This is a genomic window from Leucogemmata humicola, assembly GCF_055379415.1.
On record NZ_AP040875.1, the window covers coordinates 2,511,322 to 2,527,393 of the forward strand.

Genomic DNA, 16,072 nt, shown 5'->3' on the forward strand with positions numbered 1-16,072 from the left:
AACCGGTGGTTGTGGCTAGGACACTCGATGTCGCTCGAACCCCGAGTTGCCGGCGATCACCCGCCGAAGACTCGACCTACTCAGCCGCGACCCATCCAAGCTCGCGCGCCACGCGCGCCGCCGCCGTCCGATTCTCGACGCCAAGCTTCTCGAAGATGTGCACGAGATGCGCCTTCACCGTCGGCTCCGCGATGCCGAGCGTAGAAGCGATCTGTTTGTTGCCGTCGCCGCGGGCCACGCAGCGAAGGACGTCGAGCTCCCGTCCGGTGAGCGTCATCCGTACGGGCTGCTGCCATCTGGTCATCAGCCGTTCGGTGACGACCGGCGCAAGGTATCGTTCGCCTCGTGCCACCGCCCGCAACGCCCGAAAAAGCTCCTCGTGCGGAACGTCTTTGAGCAAATAGCCTACGGCGCCGGCTTCGATGGCCCGAAGCACCTCGCCATCCGACGCGTAGGTCGTCAGCACCACGATGCGTGTCGACGGGTGCGCCGCGAGAATCGCGGCCGAGGCATCGACGCCGCCTCGAACCGGCATCCGCAGATCCATCAATACGAGATCTGGCAAGAAGCGGGACGCTGCGACAATAGCCTCGTCGCCATTCGCGGCCTCGCCAACGACGTCGAAGTCGGGCTGGCTCGCGAGTACGCTCGTGATGCCGCTGCGAACGATCGGGTGGTCGTCGACGACGAGAATGCGAACCCGGTTCATACCGGAGCCGCAGCGATCGCGGCGAGGGGAAGGGCGACGGTGATGCTCGCTCCGGCGCCGGCTTCGCTCTCGATCAAGACACGCCCGCCGAACGGGCGGACACGCTCGCGCATCCCTGCGACGCCCATCTTCCCAACACCAGCCTGCTCGGCGTCGCCAAACCCGCATCCGTCGTCTTCCACCGAGAGGAGCACGAGTCCATCGACGCAGTGCATTGCGACCGCGACGTGAGTAGCGCGCGCGTGCCGCGCCACGTTGCTCAGGGCTTCTTGGGTTGCGCGAAGAAATATCACGTCAGCATCGGGTTGGAGCGCAGGAACGCCGGCAATCGTGCAGGTTGCGGCGACGCTGTTCGCGTTGCTCCATTGGGTGACAATGCGCTCGATTGCCGCGGGCAGCGTCTGCTCGACGAGTTGCGGGGGACGCAGCGCCCAAACTAGGCGGCGAATCTCGGCCAGACTGTCTCGCGACACGGCCTGCGCGTTCGCCAGATGCGGCAGTGCGCCGCGCAGTACTTCGCTCGGTTCAACGCGTGAGGCCGCGAACGACAACTCGACTGCCTCGAGATGCTTGATGACGCTCGTGAAGCCCTGCGCGAGCGTGTCGTGAATGTCTCGCGCCAAACGCTGTCGCTCCTCCTGCGCTCCCGCTTCATGCGCCTGCGCGGCGAGGTCGCGCTGCGCTTCCTCGAGTTGGCGCAACAGCCGTGAGCGGATGGCCGAGTCACGATTCGAGCGATGGATGTACAGCATGACGGTGCCGATCATCGTGCCCATCGCCAGCACGCTGACGACGCGGGCGACCATCAGGTTCATCGTTTGCGGCGCGGGCCGCATGACGATCGCCGCCGCCGTGAACAGTATGACCGCCGCGAGCGTCACGATGCCCCACGTGAAGGGCAGGAAGATGAATCCCTGCAAGATCGCGCCGAGGATCAGGACGCTGAACCCACCGTGCACGGTGGTTGCCCCCACTATCATTGCCCAGCCGAGCGGAACGAACAGGAAAACGGCCCAGGGACGCTGCATCATCCATCCGTGGGCGCGAAAGCCGATCACGTGATAGGCGACGAGCAACACGATCGCGACCAGCGATCGGAACGTTGTGGGCGAGGCGATGAACGCGCGGATGCCGCCCGCCGCGTCGATCAGCCCATAGCACGCAACGATCAGTGCCACCGTTTGCGTCACGGCCCACACGCGAAGCCATAGCCGCTCGTTGTACGCGAAGAGCGGTTCGATCGGTGGTCGGTCAGCGGCCATGGTCATCCCGGTCATCTTGGCACGTCGGCGTTCGGCGCGCATCCATCGAAAGTTGTACGATGCCGCCGTCCTCTGGATGATATCGGCGCGCTGCTGGCGGGCATAAGGTGTAACCATGAACTTCGTGACCCGGGCGTCGCTTGCTGAAGGACTCGCTGCAATGGCGGTCAATCCGCTGCGAACTGTGCTCTCGACGACCGGGGTCGTCATGGGCATTGCGTCGGTGATCGGCACGCTTGCTCTCGCCGACGGCCTCGAGGAGTACGCGCGCCGCCAGGTCGCCGCGCAGACGGATGTCCAGTCGATCGTCGTCGCGTCGAGAACTCAGGAAATTCGCGAAGGGTTTGCGTTTCCGAATAGCACGTACCCTGTCTTCGCGCTCCGTGATGCCGACGACTTGCAATCGTTTCTCGGTCCGAAGGTAGACGTGACGATGACCGTCGGCGGCTCGGCCGTCGTCAGCACACCGACGTCGGCGGCTCACGCCGCGTCCGTGACCGCGACGCTCGCGAACTACCTCGTATTCGGCCTCCGTGACGTGTTAGCCGGCCGGTATTTCACGGATGTGGAAGTCACACACAACGCGCCCGTCGTCGTTCTCTCGTACAAGCTCGCCAGCGAGCTGTCGCCGGACGGCGATGCGCGGACCATGATCGGCCGAGAAGTGCGGGTCCGTGGCCGTGCGATGACGACAGTCGGTGTCATGCCGGCATTCCTCGGCGAGACGACCTACCAAATCTTCATTCCACTACGCGCCGCCGCGACCGCGCTCGGGGTGCATCAATCGCTCACGCCAACGCTGTTCGTCCGCGCTGCGAGCATCGAGTCGGTCGACGAAACGAAGGAGAGTGTGATCGAGTGGTTGGCGACGCGCTATCGCGATTGGGAACGACAAGTGCAGGTCACCACTTCGCTGGCCCGACTCGAACAACTGCGCGCCGTGATGATCGTTCTCAAGCTGGTGCTCGGCGCGTTCGCGAGCATCGCGCTCGCCGTGGGTGGTGTTGGGATCATGAACGTGCTGCTTGCTAGCGTCACCGAGCGCACGCGAGAGATCGGCGTGCGAAAGGCGCTCGGCGCCAGCCGCCGGGATATTCTCCATCAGTTCCTGGTCGAATCAGTCGCGATCGCGAGCGTCGGGAGTGGGCTGGGAACGATGATCGGTTTCGCACTCGCGTTCTCTGTGGCCGCGCTGGTTCGTTGGCAGGTGCCAGGCGCTCAACTTCATGCGGCGATCACACCTTCGACGATCGCGATATCGGTCGCCTCCGCGGCGAGCGTGGGGCTCGTGTTCGGAACGTTTCCCGCATTGCGCGCCGCGAGGCTGTCTCCGATCGATGCGATCCGGCACGAATAGTCGGCGTACCTGCGGCCGAGCGAGCGACGGCATCTTGCGAACCGCTTTAGGCTAAGGGGCGTCTCCTACCGTCACCGTCACTCAAATGCCCGATTTGATCAGGATCACCGTCGCGAAGACGTTCGTATTCACGGCGAAGCTTCTCACCGATCGCGCGCCGAAGACCTGCGCGGCATTCACGGCGCTGCTTCCGTATCATCAGCGCCTTATCCATGTCCGGTGGAGCGGTGAAGCATGTTGGATCCCGCTCGGCGACTATCAGCTCGGCGTCGACTTCGAGAACCATACGAGTCATCCTTCGCGCGGCGACGTGCTCTGGTATCCCGGCGGAATGAGCGAGACGGAGCTGCTATTCGCATATGGCTCGTCGCGCTTCGCAAGCAAAGTTGGTCAGCTTGCCGGAAATCACTTTCTCGAGACGATCGAAGGTGGCGACCGGCTCGAGGAGATGGGACGCTACGTGTTGTATCACGGCGCGCAGGACATCGTGTTCGAGAGGGCGTAACATCACGCGACGCGTAGCCGGAACGTCGAGCCGAGCCCGCCTAAGGATTCTCAAGGCGCGGGGAGTGTCGCGGCATGACGACTGCCTTTGTGAGAGTCGTTGACGCATTCAGGAGTTGTCAGGTGCAGCGCAGTCTTCGAGTTCGGGTCGCGCTCGGTTTCGCCGTCGCGAGTGTGGCGTGCGGTCATGGAAAGAACGAAAACAGCGCGGCAGGAAACGTCGCCACGCCGCCCTCCACGCAGCCCAATGTGGTGCCTAGCACGCCCTACGGTGCGCCCGTGACGGGTGCAGACACGGCGGCCGACACCACGGCGAAGCATCACAGCAAGCTTGGAGGCGCAGCCGCCGGTGCTGCGGCCGGCCACATGCTCGGTGGTCACGCGGTTGTCGGCGCGGCTGCGGGCGCACTCTTGCAACACGAGCGAAACAAGCACAAGAAGTGACCACGCGGCACGATCAGGCGGTGAAGCCTTCGAGCGAGCTTCCGAGTTGATTCGCCACCGAGGCTAGTCGCAGCGTCGACTCGTGCAGGGTCGACGCAACGACACGCTGTGACGCCGCGAGCGTCGATACCTGCTCGGCAGACGTTGCGTTGTCGCTCGCAGCCGAAGCGATGCTCGCGACGTGCGACGCGACGACGGCGGCATGTTGCTGTTGTCGCGCCGCTTGATCGGCGATCGTGTGCGTGGCATCACGCGTGGCATCGATCGACGCAACGATTCGTTCAAGCGCGTGCGACGCCGTCTCCACCACAGCGATGCCGGCGACGACGCGCGTGTCGACCTCACGCATGCCTGCCGCTGTTCGGCGTGACACCGCTTCGATCTCACCAGAGAGGCGGCGAATCAACTCGAGGGCCGCGTCGGTCGCAACGGACAGCCGGCGCACTTCATCCGCCACGACTCCAAAACCACGACCGTGCTCGCCGGCGCGTGCGGCTTCGATGGCCGCATTGAGCGAGAGCAAGTTCGCCTGATCGGCGAGTTGACTGATCGTGTGGGCGATGGTTCGAATCTGCTGCGATTTCGCCTCGAGCTCCGCTACGGCGGGGAGCGTGGCTGCTGCCACGACACCGATTTCGCGCATGGCGCCGCGCGCAGTCATCGCCTCGTTGGCGACGCTCCGCGTCGTGCCGCTGATCTCGTCGGCGGCAGCGCGCGCGCGTCCGGCCGCATCGGCCACGATCGACGCTTGGTCGGCGGCCGTTCTTGCGAGATCAGTGATCGAGTCGATACTCGAGCGCTGGACGTCGCTGGCGCGTGCGATCGCCGCGGCCGCGCCGGCGACGTCGTCGCTGATTTCACTCAGCCGCGTCGACCCAGAGGCAACGTCGTCGGCTGCCGACGACACCTCGGAAGCACCGCCGGAGGCATCGCGCAGAACGGTGCGAAGATTGTTCGCGAGTTCGGACAGCGCCGATGCAATGACGCCAAGTTCGTCGCGCCCGGTGAGGGACATATCGACGCGAAGATCACCGGCGGCAAGGAGACGGGCACGCGACGCAAGCGACTCGATGCGACGCGTCAGACCTCGAGCGATGCCGAGCGCGACCAACACCGCGACGGCGACGGCGGCGACAGGATAGACCATCAGGCTTCGCACGATGCTCGATGCTTCAGCCATGACGGTGGCGCGAGAGGACGTGGCCACGACCAGCGCGACAGGGATCGTCCCGTCGAAGATCGGTGTTGCGGCGACGAGGCGGTCGTTTTCGACGAACCACCAGCGTGAGGCGTTGCCGCCGCCAACATTCTCGAGACTGTCGGTGAGTCCCGCCGGCGGAGTCCATGCTACTGCACGTGGCCGGGGCATCAACGGCCACGCCGCATCCGCAACGACGCTGAACTCTCGGCGTTTGAAGGCGACGATGGCGAACGATTCGTGCGACGAGGCGGAAAGCGTTTCACCTCGGCGCCAGTCGAATTGTCGAAGCATTTGGCGCGCGACGATGTACGGAACGGCCGCGTTGCTGTCGCGCACCATGACCCGGACAGAGTCCGCTGGAATCGCGACGCTGGCGCCTTGAGCGGCAGCTGAAAGACGCTCTCGATAGATGTCCAGCGACCTCCCGCGACTCAATAGAAGGAGAGGCGCCAGCATGATCGCGACCGTCGCGATGACGAGTCCCGTGCAGGCAAGAACCAGCCGGATGCGATACGGCGTTGTCGCCGCGGCGTCCGCGGAGTTTCGAGTGATGATCGGCATTGGCCTCACATCGTAGGGACGCAATACGCCGGAATGCAGAGCCCGCTGGTCACGACCCTGTCACTTCGCGAAACACGTTGTCGCGGGAGCGTTACCGCACCGAAACACGCCGAACTGAACCGCGTGATGGGCACAAAGAAAAATTCACACTACCCACCCACGTTAGGAGCAGTTCGACAATGCGTCGTTCATTTCTCACCGTCGGCGCCGCATCGGCGGCGCTGACTGCGGTCGCGATTTCCTGCAGCGACTCGAAGAGTCCGACCGAGGCCGGCCCTCAGCCATCCCAGGTCGTTCTTCAGAACCGATCGGTTACACCATCGCTCGTCAAGAACGTTCTGTCTGGCGTCAGCGTCTACTCGCTGCTCTCCAGTGACGATGTTCTTCCACAGTCGCCGGCGTATGTGTTTGGCGGCGCGGCCGACGGCGCGGGCCTGCTGCACAACGCCGACGGAACGTATACGCTGATCGTGAACAACGAAGACAACTTCGCCGTCTCGCGCATAACGCTCGACAAGACGTTTGCGCCGCAGAAGGGCGAATATCTCGTGAATTCCAACGGCGCGCTCTGGCGTCTTTGCTCGGCAACGCTGGCAACCGTCGAAGAACACGGGTTCGGACCGCTCTTTCTCACCGCCGGCGAGTCGAACAGCGAATCGATGATCTCATCGCTCAACCCGTTTGCTGCGGCTCCGGTCGCGCTCACCAATCTTCCGGCGCTCGGCAGATGGAGCGCGGAGCAGGCGTTGCCGCTGCCGAAGACTGCCTACCCAAACAAGACGGTGATCGTCGTGAGCGATGACGATTCCGGCGCCGATGGCGGACAGGTCGCGCTGTACGTCTCGAATACCGTCGGCGATCTCAATGGCGGAAAGACGTATGTGCTCGTTCGCGATGATGGAAACATCAAAGAGACGGACATGGCCGTCGGCACGTCGTATCCGGTGACGTTCAAGGAGATTCCGGCGATCGGCTCGATGACCGGCGCGCAGGTCAACGCGCAATCGACGACGCTCAAGGCGATTCGCTTTGGTCGTGTCGAGGACTCCGACTATTCACGGAGCGGCGCGAACAAGGGACGCGACGTGTATTTCACGGTCACTGGCCAGGCGACGACCGGCGTCAATGCCGACAAGTCGCGCACGAAGTACGGCCGCATCTACCGCCTCACTCTCGATGCGAGCGATCCGACCAAGGGCACGCTCAACGTGCTGCTCGACGGCGACGATCGCGCCGGTCCGGCGAAGATGTTCCAGGACCCGGACAACATCGTTGTGACGGAGAACTATGTCTACTTCATGGAGGATCCGAACGCGTACGGCGACGAGACGCACGACGGATACCTCTATCAGTACAACATTGCGACGAAGGAACTCAAAGTCGTCTTCGAGCTCGATCATCGGCGAACGGCCACTGACGCCTCGAAGTACAACGTCGGCGGAGCATCCGTACTCGGTAGCTGGGAAGCATCGGGAATGATCGACATCTCGACGCAAACGGGCGTGTCAGGACTGTTTTTGATCGGTGTTCAATCGCACACGTGGACGGGTACGAAGTACGCCGGTGTAGACGGCGGCACGTTGCGTGGGACGTTCAACGAAGCGAGCCAGCTGCTCCTGCTCTCCGGGCTGCCCCGCTGACGACGAAAATGCATCGCGTCGCGGGCGCTCTCGCGCTCGCGACGTGCCTGAACTGCCAGCGCCCACCGATCGACACCGCCGAAACCGCAAAGCCGGTGTGGTTGGGCGCGTTCGCCTCCTTCGACAGCGCACTTGTTGGGCTGTCGGAGGCTGCGAGTACCGGCGACTCGACGCGTATGCGCGCGGCGTTCGCGAGTTCGCGCGATCAGTTCAAGCGTGCCGAGGGCATACTCGAGTACTTCGCTCCGACGGCGGCGCGCCGAATCAATGGACCGCCGCTCGAGAGGTTCGACGACGATGCGCCGAACCTCAGTCTTCCGCCCGAAGGACTTCAGGTCGTGGAGGCGTTGCTGTATCCCGAGATCGGCGACAGCGCCACGGTCGTGATTCCGAGACTCGCCGTTCGCATGCGCGGCCATCTTGCACGCGCGAGACAGGTTCTCGAATCGTGGCCCGTGACTCCGGCGCAAGCGTGGGATATGTCGCGGCTGGAGGTGACGCGCCTCTCATCACTGACACTCGGCGGAGTCGATTCGCCGGCAGCCGAGCGTACGGCGATTGAAACGACGCGCGCGATCGAAGGCGTGTACGCCGCGCTGCGACCATGGACGATGCTGGTCGAGCGGCGCGATCCGGCGAGGGGCGCAGCTCTTCGTGCAGCGTTCGACTCGGCAAGAGTCGCCGGCGCGCGCGCGTCGCGCGAGGGAGCCGGTTTCGATCGGCTGGCACTTCTGACGGACGGACTCATTCCACTCGCGCACGCACTTAGTGAGGCGCGCGCGGCGCTGGGTGTGCCGACAATCGCAACGCGATCGCTATTGCGATCCGAGGCTGCGTCACCGTACGACGCAGGTGCAATGGATCCGGGCAGCTTTCGCTCAGGGCCTGCGTCGCCAACTGACGGCGCGTTGGCCGCGCTGGGTGCAAGCCTGTTCGCGTCGACGGACCTTTCACGCGACGGCTCGCGCAGTTGCGCAACGTGCCACATGTCGTCTCTCGCGTTTTCGGACGGGCGTGCGAGAAGCCTGCCTTTGCGCGGAAGCACCGCGCAATTGCGCAATGCGCCGTCGCTCATCAATGCGTCGCTACAAGCCGCTCAGTTTCTCGACGGGCGAGTGACCTATCTCGAAGATCAGGTGTCGGCGGTCGTCAGCAATCGCGATGAGATGCACGGGAGTCTCGACGCCGCCGCAGCACGGTTCGCGCGAGACGCGTCATGGGGCAGCGCGACCAAGGCGGCGTTTCCAAAAGACTCAACGAGCACGCTCACTGGCGCACAGCTCAGGGCGGCGCTCGCCGAATTCGTCCGATCGCTGGTTGCACTCGACTCGCCGTTCGATCGATACGTGCGAGGCGATCGCAGCGCGCTGTCGGTCGAACAGCATCGCGGCTTCAACGTCTTCATGGGCCGCGGCAAGTGCGGAACCTGCCACTTCCCACCTTTGTTCAACGGCACCGTTCCGCCAGCATTCGCCGACCAGGAGTATGAGGTCATCGGCGTGCCTGACGCCGCCGGCTCGCATCGCGTCGACTCAGATCGTGGACGGGAGCTAGTGACACGATCACCGCTGCAGCGCTTTGGTTTTCGTACGACGACGGTGCGCAACGTAACGGTCACCGCACCCTATATGCACAACGGAGCGTTTCGAACGATCGATGAGGTGATCGAGTTCTACGAGCGCGGTGGGAGCTCAGGACTTGGCCGCCGTCTCGAAAATCAGACGCTGCCGTTTGATCGGCTCAATCTCAGCGCGCGCGACAAAGCCGATCTGCGCGAGTTCCTCGGTGCGCTCACCGATACGATAGTGGTGGCGCCGGCAACGAGGCGATAGTCGGATGCCGTCGCGTCGGGACGTCATCCGCTGTATTACAAGCGCGCTCGCAGCGGCGGCGTGTGGCGGACGGAGCACAACGGAGTCGGACGATTCATCGACCGGCGTCGAGATCGCGGGCAATACCGTGACGGTGTCTTTGACGTCCGTGCCCGCGCTTGCGACGATCGGCGGCCATCTCTTTGTACCGCCGGCACAGATGGCGATCGTGCATCCGTCCGCGACGTCGTTCCGCGCGTTTACCAACGTGTGTACGCACGCTGGTTGCGGCATCACACAGTACGACCGCGGTCGCTTGATCTGTCGCTGTCACGGCTCCGAGTTCGACGGCGAGGGGATCAATGTTGCTGGCCCCGCGCCGTCGCCGCTCGCCGAGTACGTCGTGCAACATGATGCTGTGATGCAACGACTGATCATCGGTACAGCGGCCCACTAACGTTTCGCTGGCCATCGAGCGGAGTAGCGCGTTGACGCCTGCGTTCGCGCTACTCCGCAATTCGAAGTGTACGTTGCTAGAAGATCTGAGTGAACAGCCAGTAGAGGCTACCCGATAGTACGATGGCGACTGGGAGAGTCAGAACCCACGCCATCAGAAGATTGCGAACAGTCGACCACTGTAGACCGGATCGGTTGGCGACCATTGTCCCCGCGACGCCAGATGACAGCACGTGCGTCGTTGACACCGGCATACCGAACATGTCCGCCGCGCCGATCGTTGCCATGGCGACCAATTCTGCGGAAGCACCTTGTGCGTACGTGAGGTGCGTCTTACCAATCTTCTCACCAACGGTGCGGACGATGCGCTTCCAGCCGACCATGGTTCCGAGGCCGAGCGCGATCGCGACGGCGACTTTCACCCACAGCGGGATGAACTTGGTCGCGGCATCGATCTCCTTCTTGAACTCGGCAAGATTCTTCTTCGCGTCGGGGTCGAATGGGACCTTGGCCTTGGTCAGCGCGTTGATGCTCTCCGACGTGAGGTACATGTCGTTGCGGACGTTCTTTACCGCTCCCGCCGGCACCTTGGACAGCGAGCCGTAGACCTTGACCTGTTGGCCGATATCGCCGACGAGCGCAGCGACTGCCGGCACGACGCTGTCGTTCATCGTCTTCGTCCGCACGTATTCGGTCAGCAATCGGCGCGGATCGGCCGGCGCTGCGACGGTCGTCGACTGTGCGAGTGACTGCTGTGTGACCGCAGCAACCGCGGAGAAGCGCGTCACTTCGCTCACGGGCATGGCGCGATTGAGTCCGTAGGTTAGCGGTACCGTGCCGACCAGAATCAGCATGATGAGGCCCATGCCCTTTTGCCCATCATTCGAACCATGCGCGAACGACACGCCAGTGCAGGTCAGCACGAGAATGCCGCGAATCCACCACGGTGGCGGCGCATCCGTCTTTGGTTCCTGATACAGTTCGGGATTCTTGACGGTCAGTTTAAGCAGGAGCATCAAGAGTGCAGAAACCCCGAATCCAACGAGCGGCGATAGCATGAGCGTGTAGCCTACGCGCGTCGCCTGCGCCCAGTCGACTCCCGCGGTTCCAGAGCGACCGTGCATCAACGCGTTGGCGATGCCGACGCCGATGATCGAACCGGTCAGCGTATGCGTGGACGAGGCTGGCAACCCGAGCCACCACGTGCCGAGATTCCAAACGACGGCGGCGATGAGGAGCGCGAACACCATGGCGAACCCGGCGCTGCTCCCAACCTGAAGAATCAGTTCGACTGGCAGCAATGAGACAACACTAAAGGCGACGGCGCCGCTCGATACCAGAACGCCGAAAAAGTTGAATACGCCCGACCAGACCACTGCGAAGTTCGGCGGCAGCGAGTGCGTGTAGATGACCGTCGCGACGGCGTTGGCCGTGTCGTGAAAGCCGTTGACGAACTCGAAGCCGAGGGCGATGAGCAGGGCAATGCCGAGGAGGGCGAAGGGCAGCTGTTTGGACGGATCGATACCCGATGCGTTGACATCAGCCACCAGGCTATAGCCGATGTAGATCAAACCGCCGAGGAGCAAGCCGATGAAGATGGCGATTGTCGTGATCGACGGTTTGCTGTCGAGGCGCGGCCGACTGTCTTGGGGCGTGGGCGGCGCATACGACGGTGCTACATGCCGCGTCGTTGTTTCCATTGTGTCTCCGGAGACCTGCAGATGGCGAGGGGCGAGCGACCGAAGGTCCGGATCGCCGAATCCGCCAGCAAGTGCGCCGGGAGAATCGCTACCGTGTGAATGGAGACCCGTGAAGAAACAGATACCGCACCGTTACGCCGCAGCGTCAGGGCGAACGGTGCGCGCCGGCGCGATATGAGAGATTGCTAATAGGAAAGGGAGGCCGAGCAGGCAGCTCGCGGTGGCCGGCGGCGGCTCGTCGGCAGCCGAACGGCGACCGCTCGCCTCGGCCGACCCAGGGAGGAAGTATGGATTTGACGCGCAGCGTTGAACCCGTGGGGTTTACCCCCGTTCCTGCCTCGACAAGCGGTCTAAACCGCATACCTTGGGGGCGCATGGCGAACTCTACTTGGGACAGGACGCCCGCCGTACCATTCCTTCTTACGAGCCCTTGGGGATGAAGGCCCAGAGTTCAGTGGGTCGCAGTCGCGCTTGTTCGCCGAGCCTGCACCAGCCTGACGGGTATCATGGCAAGACCGCCGACGAGGGTCGCACCGCTTGCAACGCCGCTAATGGCTGCCAACCCCAACACCACAGGCGCCGTGACGAGCGGTCGACCACCAGCTCCGAGCGAATCGACAAGTGCACGGATTGTTGGGAGACGTTCGATGGCGAATACCACGAGCGTGGATCCGACAAATCCAATCAGCCCCACGACAAATGCGGCGATGAGTGTCGTGAGCATGCCGCGCCAGATGCGGCGAGGAGCGGCATTGGCGTCCTTCGTCACAATCAAGAATGCCGCAGCGCCCGCGATGACGGGCCAGATAAACGGATATGCCCCACAATTCGGGATCGTCACGTGCACCAAGAACGCCATGCCACCCACGATCCCGCACCGCACCGCAACGCCTCGAACGTCGTGCATTCTTATCCCCTGCGTGAATGCTCGTGCCCGACGCGAATCACGTACCAGCAGCATAATCTGCTTTCAATCAGGCGCTGTGCGTCAAATCCATACTTCTCGCCCAGGGCGATATGTTCGTGGGGGCACTGAGGTTAGGTCATTGAATCCACGCTGGAGACTATGAATGGTGCGTAAAGCGTGGCTTGCGGGCGTGATGGCGATCGGACTGAGTGCTTCCGTCGTTCCCGGCAGACATGCAACTGGTAGAGGTTCCGGGCCCGCATCGGGAACGTTCACGATCCTGCATACCAATGACATCCACGGCGACCTACAGGAATTCGTCGTCGATACCGGCGACGCGACATCTCAGACCGGCGATCCAGGTCGTTCGTATCAGGAGTATCCGCGCCGCGGGATGATTGGCGGCTTCGCGCGGCTCGCGACGGCCGTCAATCTCGTGCGACGGGCGCGTCCAGCTGGCAGCGTGATTCTCGTCGATGCAGGTGATACGTTCGGCGACGGACTCCTCGCCAACCTCACGCGCGGTGAAGCGACTGTGCGGTTGATGAACGCGTTGGGCTATGCCTTCATGGCCCTCGGCAATCACGACTTCGAGTACACAGCGGACCGCACGCGCGAGCTACAGTCCCTGGCGCAGTTCCCCATGCGCGCCGCGAACGCGGTCGCCACCACAACGGGAGCGCCGTTCCTCGGCGACCCGACTCTAGTCGTTGATGCTGGCGGAGTACGCGTCGGATTGCTCGCTCTCGGTTATCACAACACCGACCAGACTGGCAACAAGGACAACACGCGCGGGTTGTCGTTCATCAGCGGCATCCAAACCGCGCGGGAGCTCGTTCCCAAACTGCGTGCGCGTGCTGACGTCATCGTCGTCGTGTCGCATCAAGGGACCACGGTGGACAGTGTGTTGGCGGTTCAGGTGCCTGGAATCGACGTCATCGTCGGGGGGCACTCGCACGATCGCCTGACACCGCCCAAGCGTGTGGCCAGCAGTTGGATTGTTCAGGCGCTGTCCGACGCTTCCGCACTCGGCGAACTGACGATCACCGTGTCCGATGGTCGTGTGACGACGGTATCAGGAACCGTCCGAGAGCTCTACGCCGACGCCTACGCACCCGATCCACGATTTGCGCAATTGCTCGACAGCATGCGTCGTCCTTTTCGCGATACTTTGCAAGCGGTGGTCGGGACAGCTGCGACGCGATTGGGGCGGCAATACAAATCGGAGAGTCCCGTCGACGTCCTCGCGGCGGACATCCTCCGACAGGCTGGGGAAGCTGATGTCGCGTTTCTGCCGGGCCTCGGTTTCGGTGTCACCATTCAACCCGGTCCGATCACGCGCGAGATGCTCGTTGGCCTGTTCCCGCATCCAACAAGCGTCATTCACGAACGCCTGTCGGGCCGCCAGATCCTCGCCATTCTGGAGCAGAGCGCAACGAACCTTCGACCGCTCAATGATCTGGACCGAGTAGGCGGTCTTATCCAAACTTCAGGCCTGCGCTGGAAAGTCGACTTGACGCAACCTGTCGGTCATCGCGTGAGCGACGTCCGCGTAGGTGAACGTATTATCGATCAGAACGCGCAGTATCGTGTCATGACGAACGGCGGACTCCTGCAGGGGACCCATCGTCAAACTACGTTTGCAGAAGGAAGCGACATCGTGCGCGACGCACGGCCGTTCGCCGTCGTATTGGAAGAGGGTGTGCGAATGCGCGGGACAATTCACGCTCCAGCGCTTGGGGCGGTGACGCTGGTGAAATGACACACGTACCGATGGCGCGATTACGCAGGTTCCCCACGGAGCATCGGCAATGACGAAACACGCAGACGATCGGCAGCCTTCCTCGGCGCGACGCGGATTTCTCGGACGTCTTCTTGGCGGCGCCGCAGGCATCACACTCCTAGCCGCAACGCCAGAGCGTTTGCTCGCGAGCGACGGACTCGAGACTCGCGGTGGGTTTGGTCCAGGTGACGACTGGATGCAAGAGCTCACCGGAAAACATCGTACCGTTTTCGATCTCGCCGCGCACCGAAACGGGAAGCCGTTGACGCAGGCGAAAAACTATCTTGACGCGTGGCGCGACGCGTTCAAGGTACCCGATAGCGATCTGAACCTCGTTCTCGGTGTACATGGCGACGCCATCCCGGTCATTCTCAACGATTCGCTCTGGGCGCGCTACAAGCTCGGCGAGCAGTACGAGGTCCTCGATGGTGGCACCAAAGCCGCAGCCGTCCGAAACGTTTTCAGCGCGCCCCATTCCACCGATGGCGGACTCGTGACGCCCGACCAGTCGGTCGAGGGTCTTCAGAAGCGCGGAGTACGCTTTCTCATTTGCATGAACTCCATCGCTGGCGCGACGAAGAAGCTGTCTGCGGCGGGACTTGGCGGAGCCGAGGAGGTTCGCGCCGCTCTCCTGGCCGGTTTGCTTCCTGGAGTCATCATCGTGCCGGCCATGGTCGTCGCGCTGACGCAGCTGCAAGAGCGCGGGGTCAAGTACGTGAAAGTCGCCTGATTATCGAGATCGCTTCAACTCGTACCGCCGAGGGATCGCTTCGCCGCGTATTCGCGAACGACATGCTTCGGAATGATGTGATAGCCGTTATTCGGCTTGTGCCGCGTGACGTCGTCGGTCGGTTCGAGGTGAACGAAGTAGCCGTCCACATGAGCAATCTCCAAACAGTCGTCCACGTCGAAGAGATCGTCGGTGTGGACTGACTGCGCACCGCGGAGGAGTGCGTCTTTGGCGCGCACCTTCACGGTGCGCTCGTCCGGCGCAACGAGGATCGTGTTGGCGTGCAATTACGTGAACTCGCCGGGACGATACCCACCGAGGTTGATGAAGTAGAGTTTCTCGATACGTGGATGAATGAGAACGGCCTCGAAGTGATCGAGGCCGTTCGTGTCCTGTGGAACCATCCTCACTGCAACGGTTGCGTCATTTCAGAAACTTCGCAACGCCGCCGTGCTTCGAGCAGGCGCCTTGATGCGTCTTGGCGTGCGAGTACGTCCCATCCTTGCACTGCGCGGTCGCGTCGGTCGCATCCGTGTTGCCACCTTTGGCAACCGATGATTTTGGTGCGGTCTTGGTGGGAGCAGCGGCGGCCGGCGCAGCGGCTGCCGGGGTAGCAGCGGCCGGCTTAGCCGCGGACGTCGCTGCGAGGGGAGCCGGTTTGGCCGCCTGCGTTACAGCGCCCTTGATACCGCCGTGACCGGAGCACGCGCCGCGGCCCGACTTGCTGGATGATCCGTCGGCGCATGTTACTGAGGTAGACGCCTGCTTCGCGGCGGCCGTTGCCTTGGCGTCGACACCGCCGTGACCCGAGCAGGCGCCCTTACCCGTGGCGGCGGACGTCGTGCCGTCGGTGCAGACGCTCGACGAAGCCTGGGCCTGAGCGGACGGAGCGAACGCGATTGCTGCGAAGATGCCGAGCGATGCGAGTATACGTGCGCGCATGGAGTCTCCTGGGGATGGGGTTCAACCAATGACGCAACTTTCCGCGCGGCGTCACGCATCTTAAC

15 protein-coding genes are annotated in these 16,072 nt (G+C 63.1%); 8 read left to right on the forward strand and 7 right to left on the reverse strand.

Annotated features, from left to right (window positions below):
• Positions 1-76: 76 nt before the first annotated feature.
• Positions 77-709, reverse strand: coding sequence for a response regulator (locus tag AC6H4Z_RS10445; protein ID WP_497546688.1), 633 nt, complete (start codon positions 707-709; stop codon positions 77-79).
• The gene (locus AC6H4Z_RS10450; protein ID WP_497546689.1) at positions 706-1,971 is read right to left on the reverse strand and encodes a sensor histidine kinase; all 1,266 of its coding nucleotides are present in this window, start codon (positions 1,969-1,971) and stop codon (positions 706-708) included. Before AC6H4Z_RS10450 ends, AC6H4Z_RS10445 begins: the two co-directional genes overlap by 4 nt.
• 115 nt (positions 1,972-2,086) lie before the next feature.
• Here AC6H4Z_RS10450 and AC6H4Z_RS10455 point away from each other — a divergent pair, with 115 nt between their 5' ends.
• The 3 genes from AC6H4Z_RS10455 to AC6H4Z_RS10465 all read left to right on the forward strand — a co-directional run bounded on the left by AC6H4Z_RS10455 (position 2,087) and on the right by AC6H4Z_RS10465 (position 4,276).
• Positions 2,087-3,328: an ABC transporter permease gene (locus AC6H4Z_RS10455; protein ID WP_497546690.1), complete on the forward strand. Its 1,242-nt coding sequence runs from the start codon at positions 2,087-2,089 to the stop codon at positions 3,326-3,328.
• 85 nt (positions 3,329-3,413) lie between these two features.
• Positions 3,414-3,833 carry a DUF3830 family protein gene (locus AC6H4Z_RS10460; RefSeq protein WP_497546691.1) on the forward strand — a complete coding sequence of 140 codons (420 nt, stop codon included), beginning with the start codon at positions 3,414-3,416 and terminating at the stop codon, positions 3,831-3,833.
• 74 nt (positions 3,834-3,907) lie between these two features.
• On the forward strand, positions 3,908-4,276 hold the full coding sequence (locus AC6H4Z_RS10465) for a hypothetical protein (protein WP_497546692.1): 369 nt from the start codon (positions 3,908-3,910) through the stop codon (positions 4,274-4,276).
• Between the two features lie 13 nt (positions 4,277-4,289).
• Here the strand turns inward: AC6H4Z_RS10465 and AC6H4Z_RS10470 are convergent, their stop codons facing one another.
• A complete protein-coding gene (locus tag AC6H4Z_RS10470) occupies positions 4,290-6,038 on the reverse strand; it encodes a methyl-accepting chemotaxis protein (protein WP_497546693.1) in 1,749 nt (582 codons plus the stop codon).
• 179 nt (positions 6,039-6,217) lie between these two features.
• Here AC6H4Z_RS10470 and AC6H4Z_RS10475 point away from each other — a divergent pair, with 179 nt between their 5' ends.
• Genes AC6H4Z_RS10475 through AC6H4Z_RS10485 form a run of 3 tightly spaced genes read left to right on the forward strand, consistent with a single transcriptional unit; the run spans position 6,218 to position 9,946 of the window.
• A complete protein-coding gene (locus AC6H4Z_RS10475; protein WP_497546694.1) occupies positions 6,218-7,678 on the forward strand; it encodes a PhoX family protein in 1,461 nt (486 codons plus the stop codon).
• A gap of 8 nt (positions 7,679-7,686) precedes the next feature.
• Positions 7,687-9,510, forward strand: coding sequence for a cytochrome c peroxidase (locus AC6H4Z_RS10480; RefSeq protein ID WP_497546695.1), 1,824 nt, complete (start codon positions 7,687-7,689; stop codon positions 9,508-9,510).
• Between the two features lie 4 nt (positions 9,511-9,514).
• Positions 9,515-9,946 (forward strand): QcrA and Rieske domain-containing protein, encoded by a 432-nt coding sequence (locus tag AC6H4Z_RS10485; RefSeq protein WP_497546696.1) that lies wholly within the window; start codon positions 9,515-9,517, stop codon positions 9,944-9,946.
• 76 nt (positions 9,947-10,022) lie between these two features.
• Here the strand turns inward: AC6H4Z_RS10485 and AC6H4Z_RS10490 are convergent, their stop codons facing one another.
• Positions 10,023-11,645, reverse strand: a complete 1,623-nt coding sequence (locus AC6H4Z_RS10490; RefSeq protein WP_497546697.1) for an inorganic phosphate transporter — start codon at positions 11,643-11,645, stop codon at positions 10,023-10,025.
• A 451-nt stretch (positions 11,646-12,096) separates the two neighbouring features.
• Positions 12,097-12,552, reverse strand: a complete 456-nt coding sequence (locus AC6H4Z_RS10495) for a hypothetical protein (protein ID WP_497546698.1) — start codon at positions 12,550-12,552, stop codon at positions 12,097-12,099.
• 163 nt (positions 12,553-12,715) lie between these two features.
• Here AC6H4Z_RS10495 and AC6H4Z_RS10500 point away from each other — a divergent pair, with 163 nt between their 5' ends.
• Both AC6H4Z_RS10500 and AC6H4Z_RS10505 read left to right on the forward strand, forming a co-directional pair.
• Complete coding sequence (locus AC6H4Z_RS10500; protein ID WP_497546699.1) at positions 12,716-14,314, forward strand: bifunctional metallophosphatase/5'-nucleotidase; 1,599 nt, start codon at positions 12,716-12,718, stop codon at positions 14,312-14,314.
• 49 nt (positions 14,315-14,363) lie between these two features.
• A complete protein-coding gene (locus tag AC6H4Z_RS10505) occupies positions 14,364-15,065 on the forward strand; it encodes a hypothetical protein (RefSeq protein WP_497546700.1) in 702 nt (233 codons plus the stop codon).
• A 14-nt stretch (positions 15,066-15,079) separates the two neighbouring features.
• On the opposite strand, the gene AC6H4Z_RS10510 is transcribed toward AC6H4Z_RS10505, so the two are convergent.
• Both AC6H4Z_RS10510 and AC6H4Z_RS10515 read right to left on the reverse strand, forming a co-directional pair.
• Positions 15,080-15,352, reverse strand: coding sequence for a hypothetical protein (locus AC6H4Z_RS10510; protein WP_497546701.1), 273 nt, complete (start codon positions 15,350-15,352; stop codon positions 15,080-15,082).
• A 136-nt stretch (positions 15,353-15,488) separates the two neighbouring features.
• Positions 15,489-16,007, reverse strand: a complete 519-nt coding sequence (locus AC6H4Z_RS10515) for a DUF3761 domain-containing protein (protein WP_497546702.1) — start codon at positions 16,005-16,007, stop codon at positions 15,489-15,491.
• Positions 16,008-16,072: the final 65 nt, after the last annotated feature.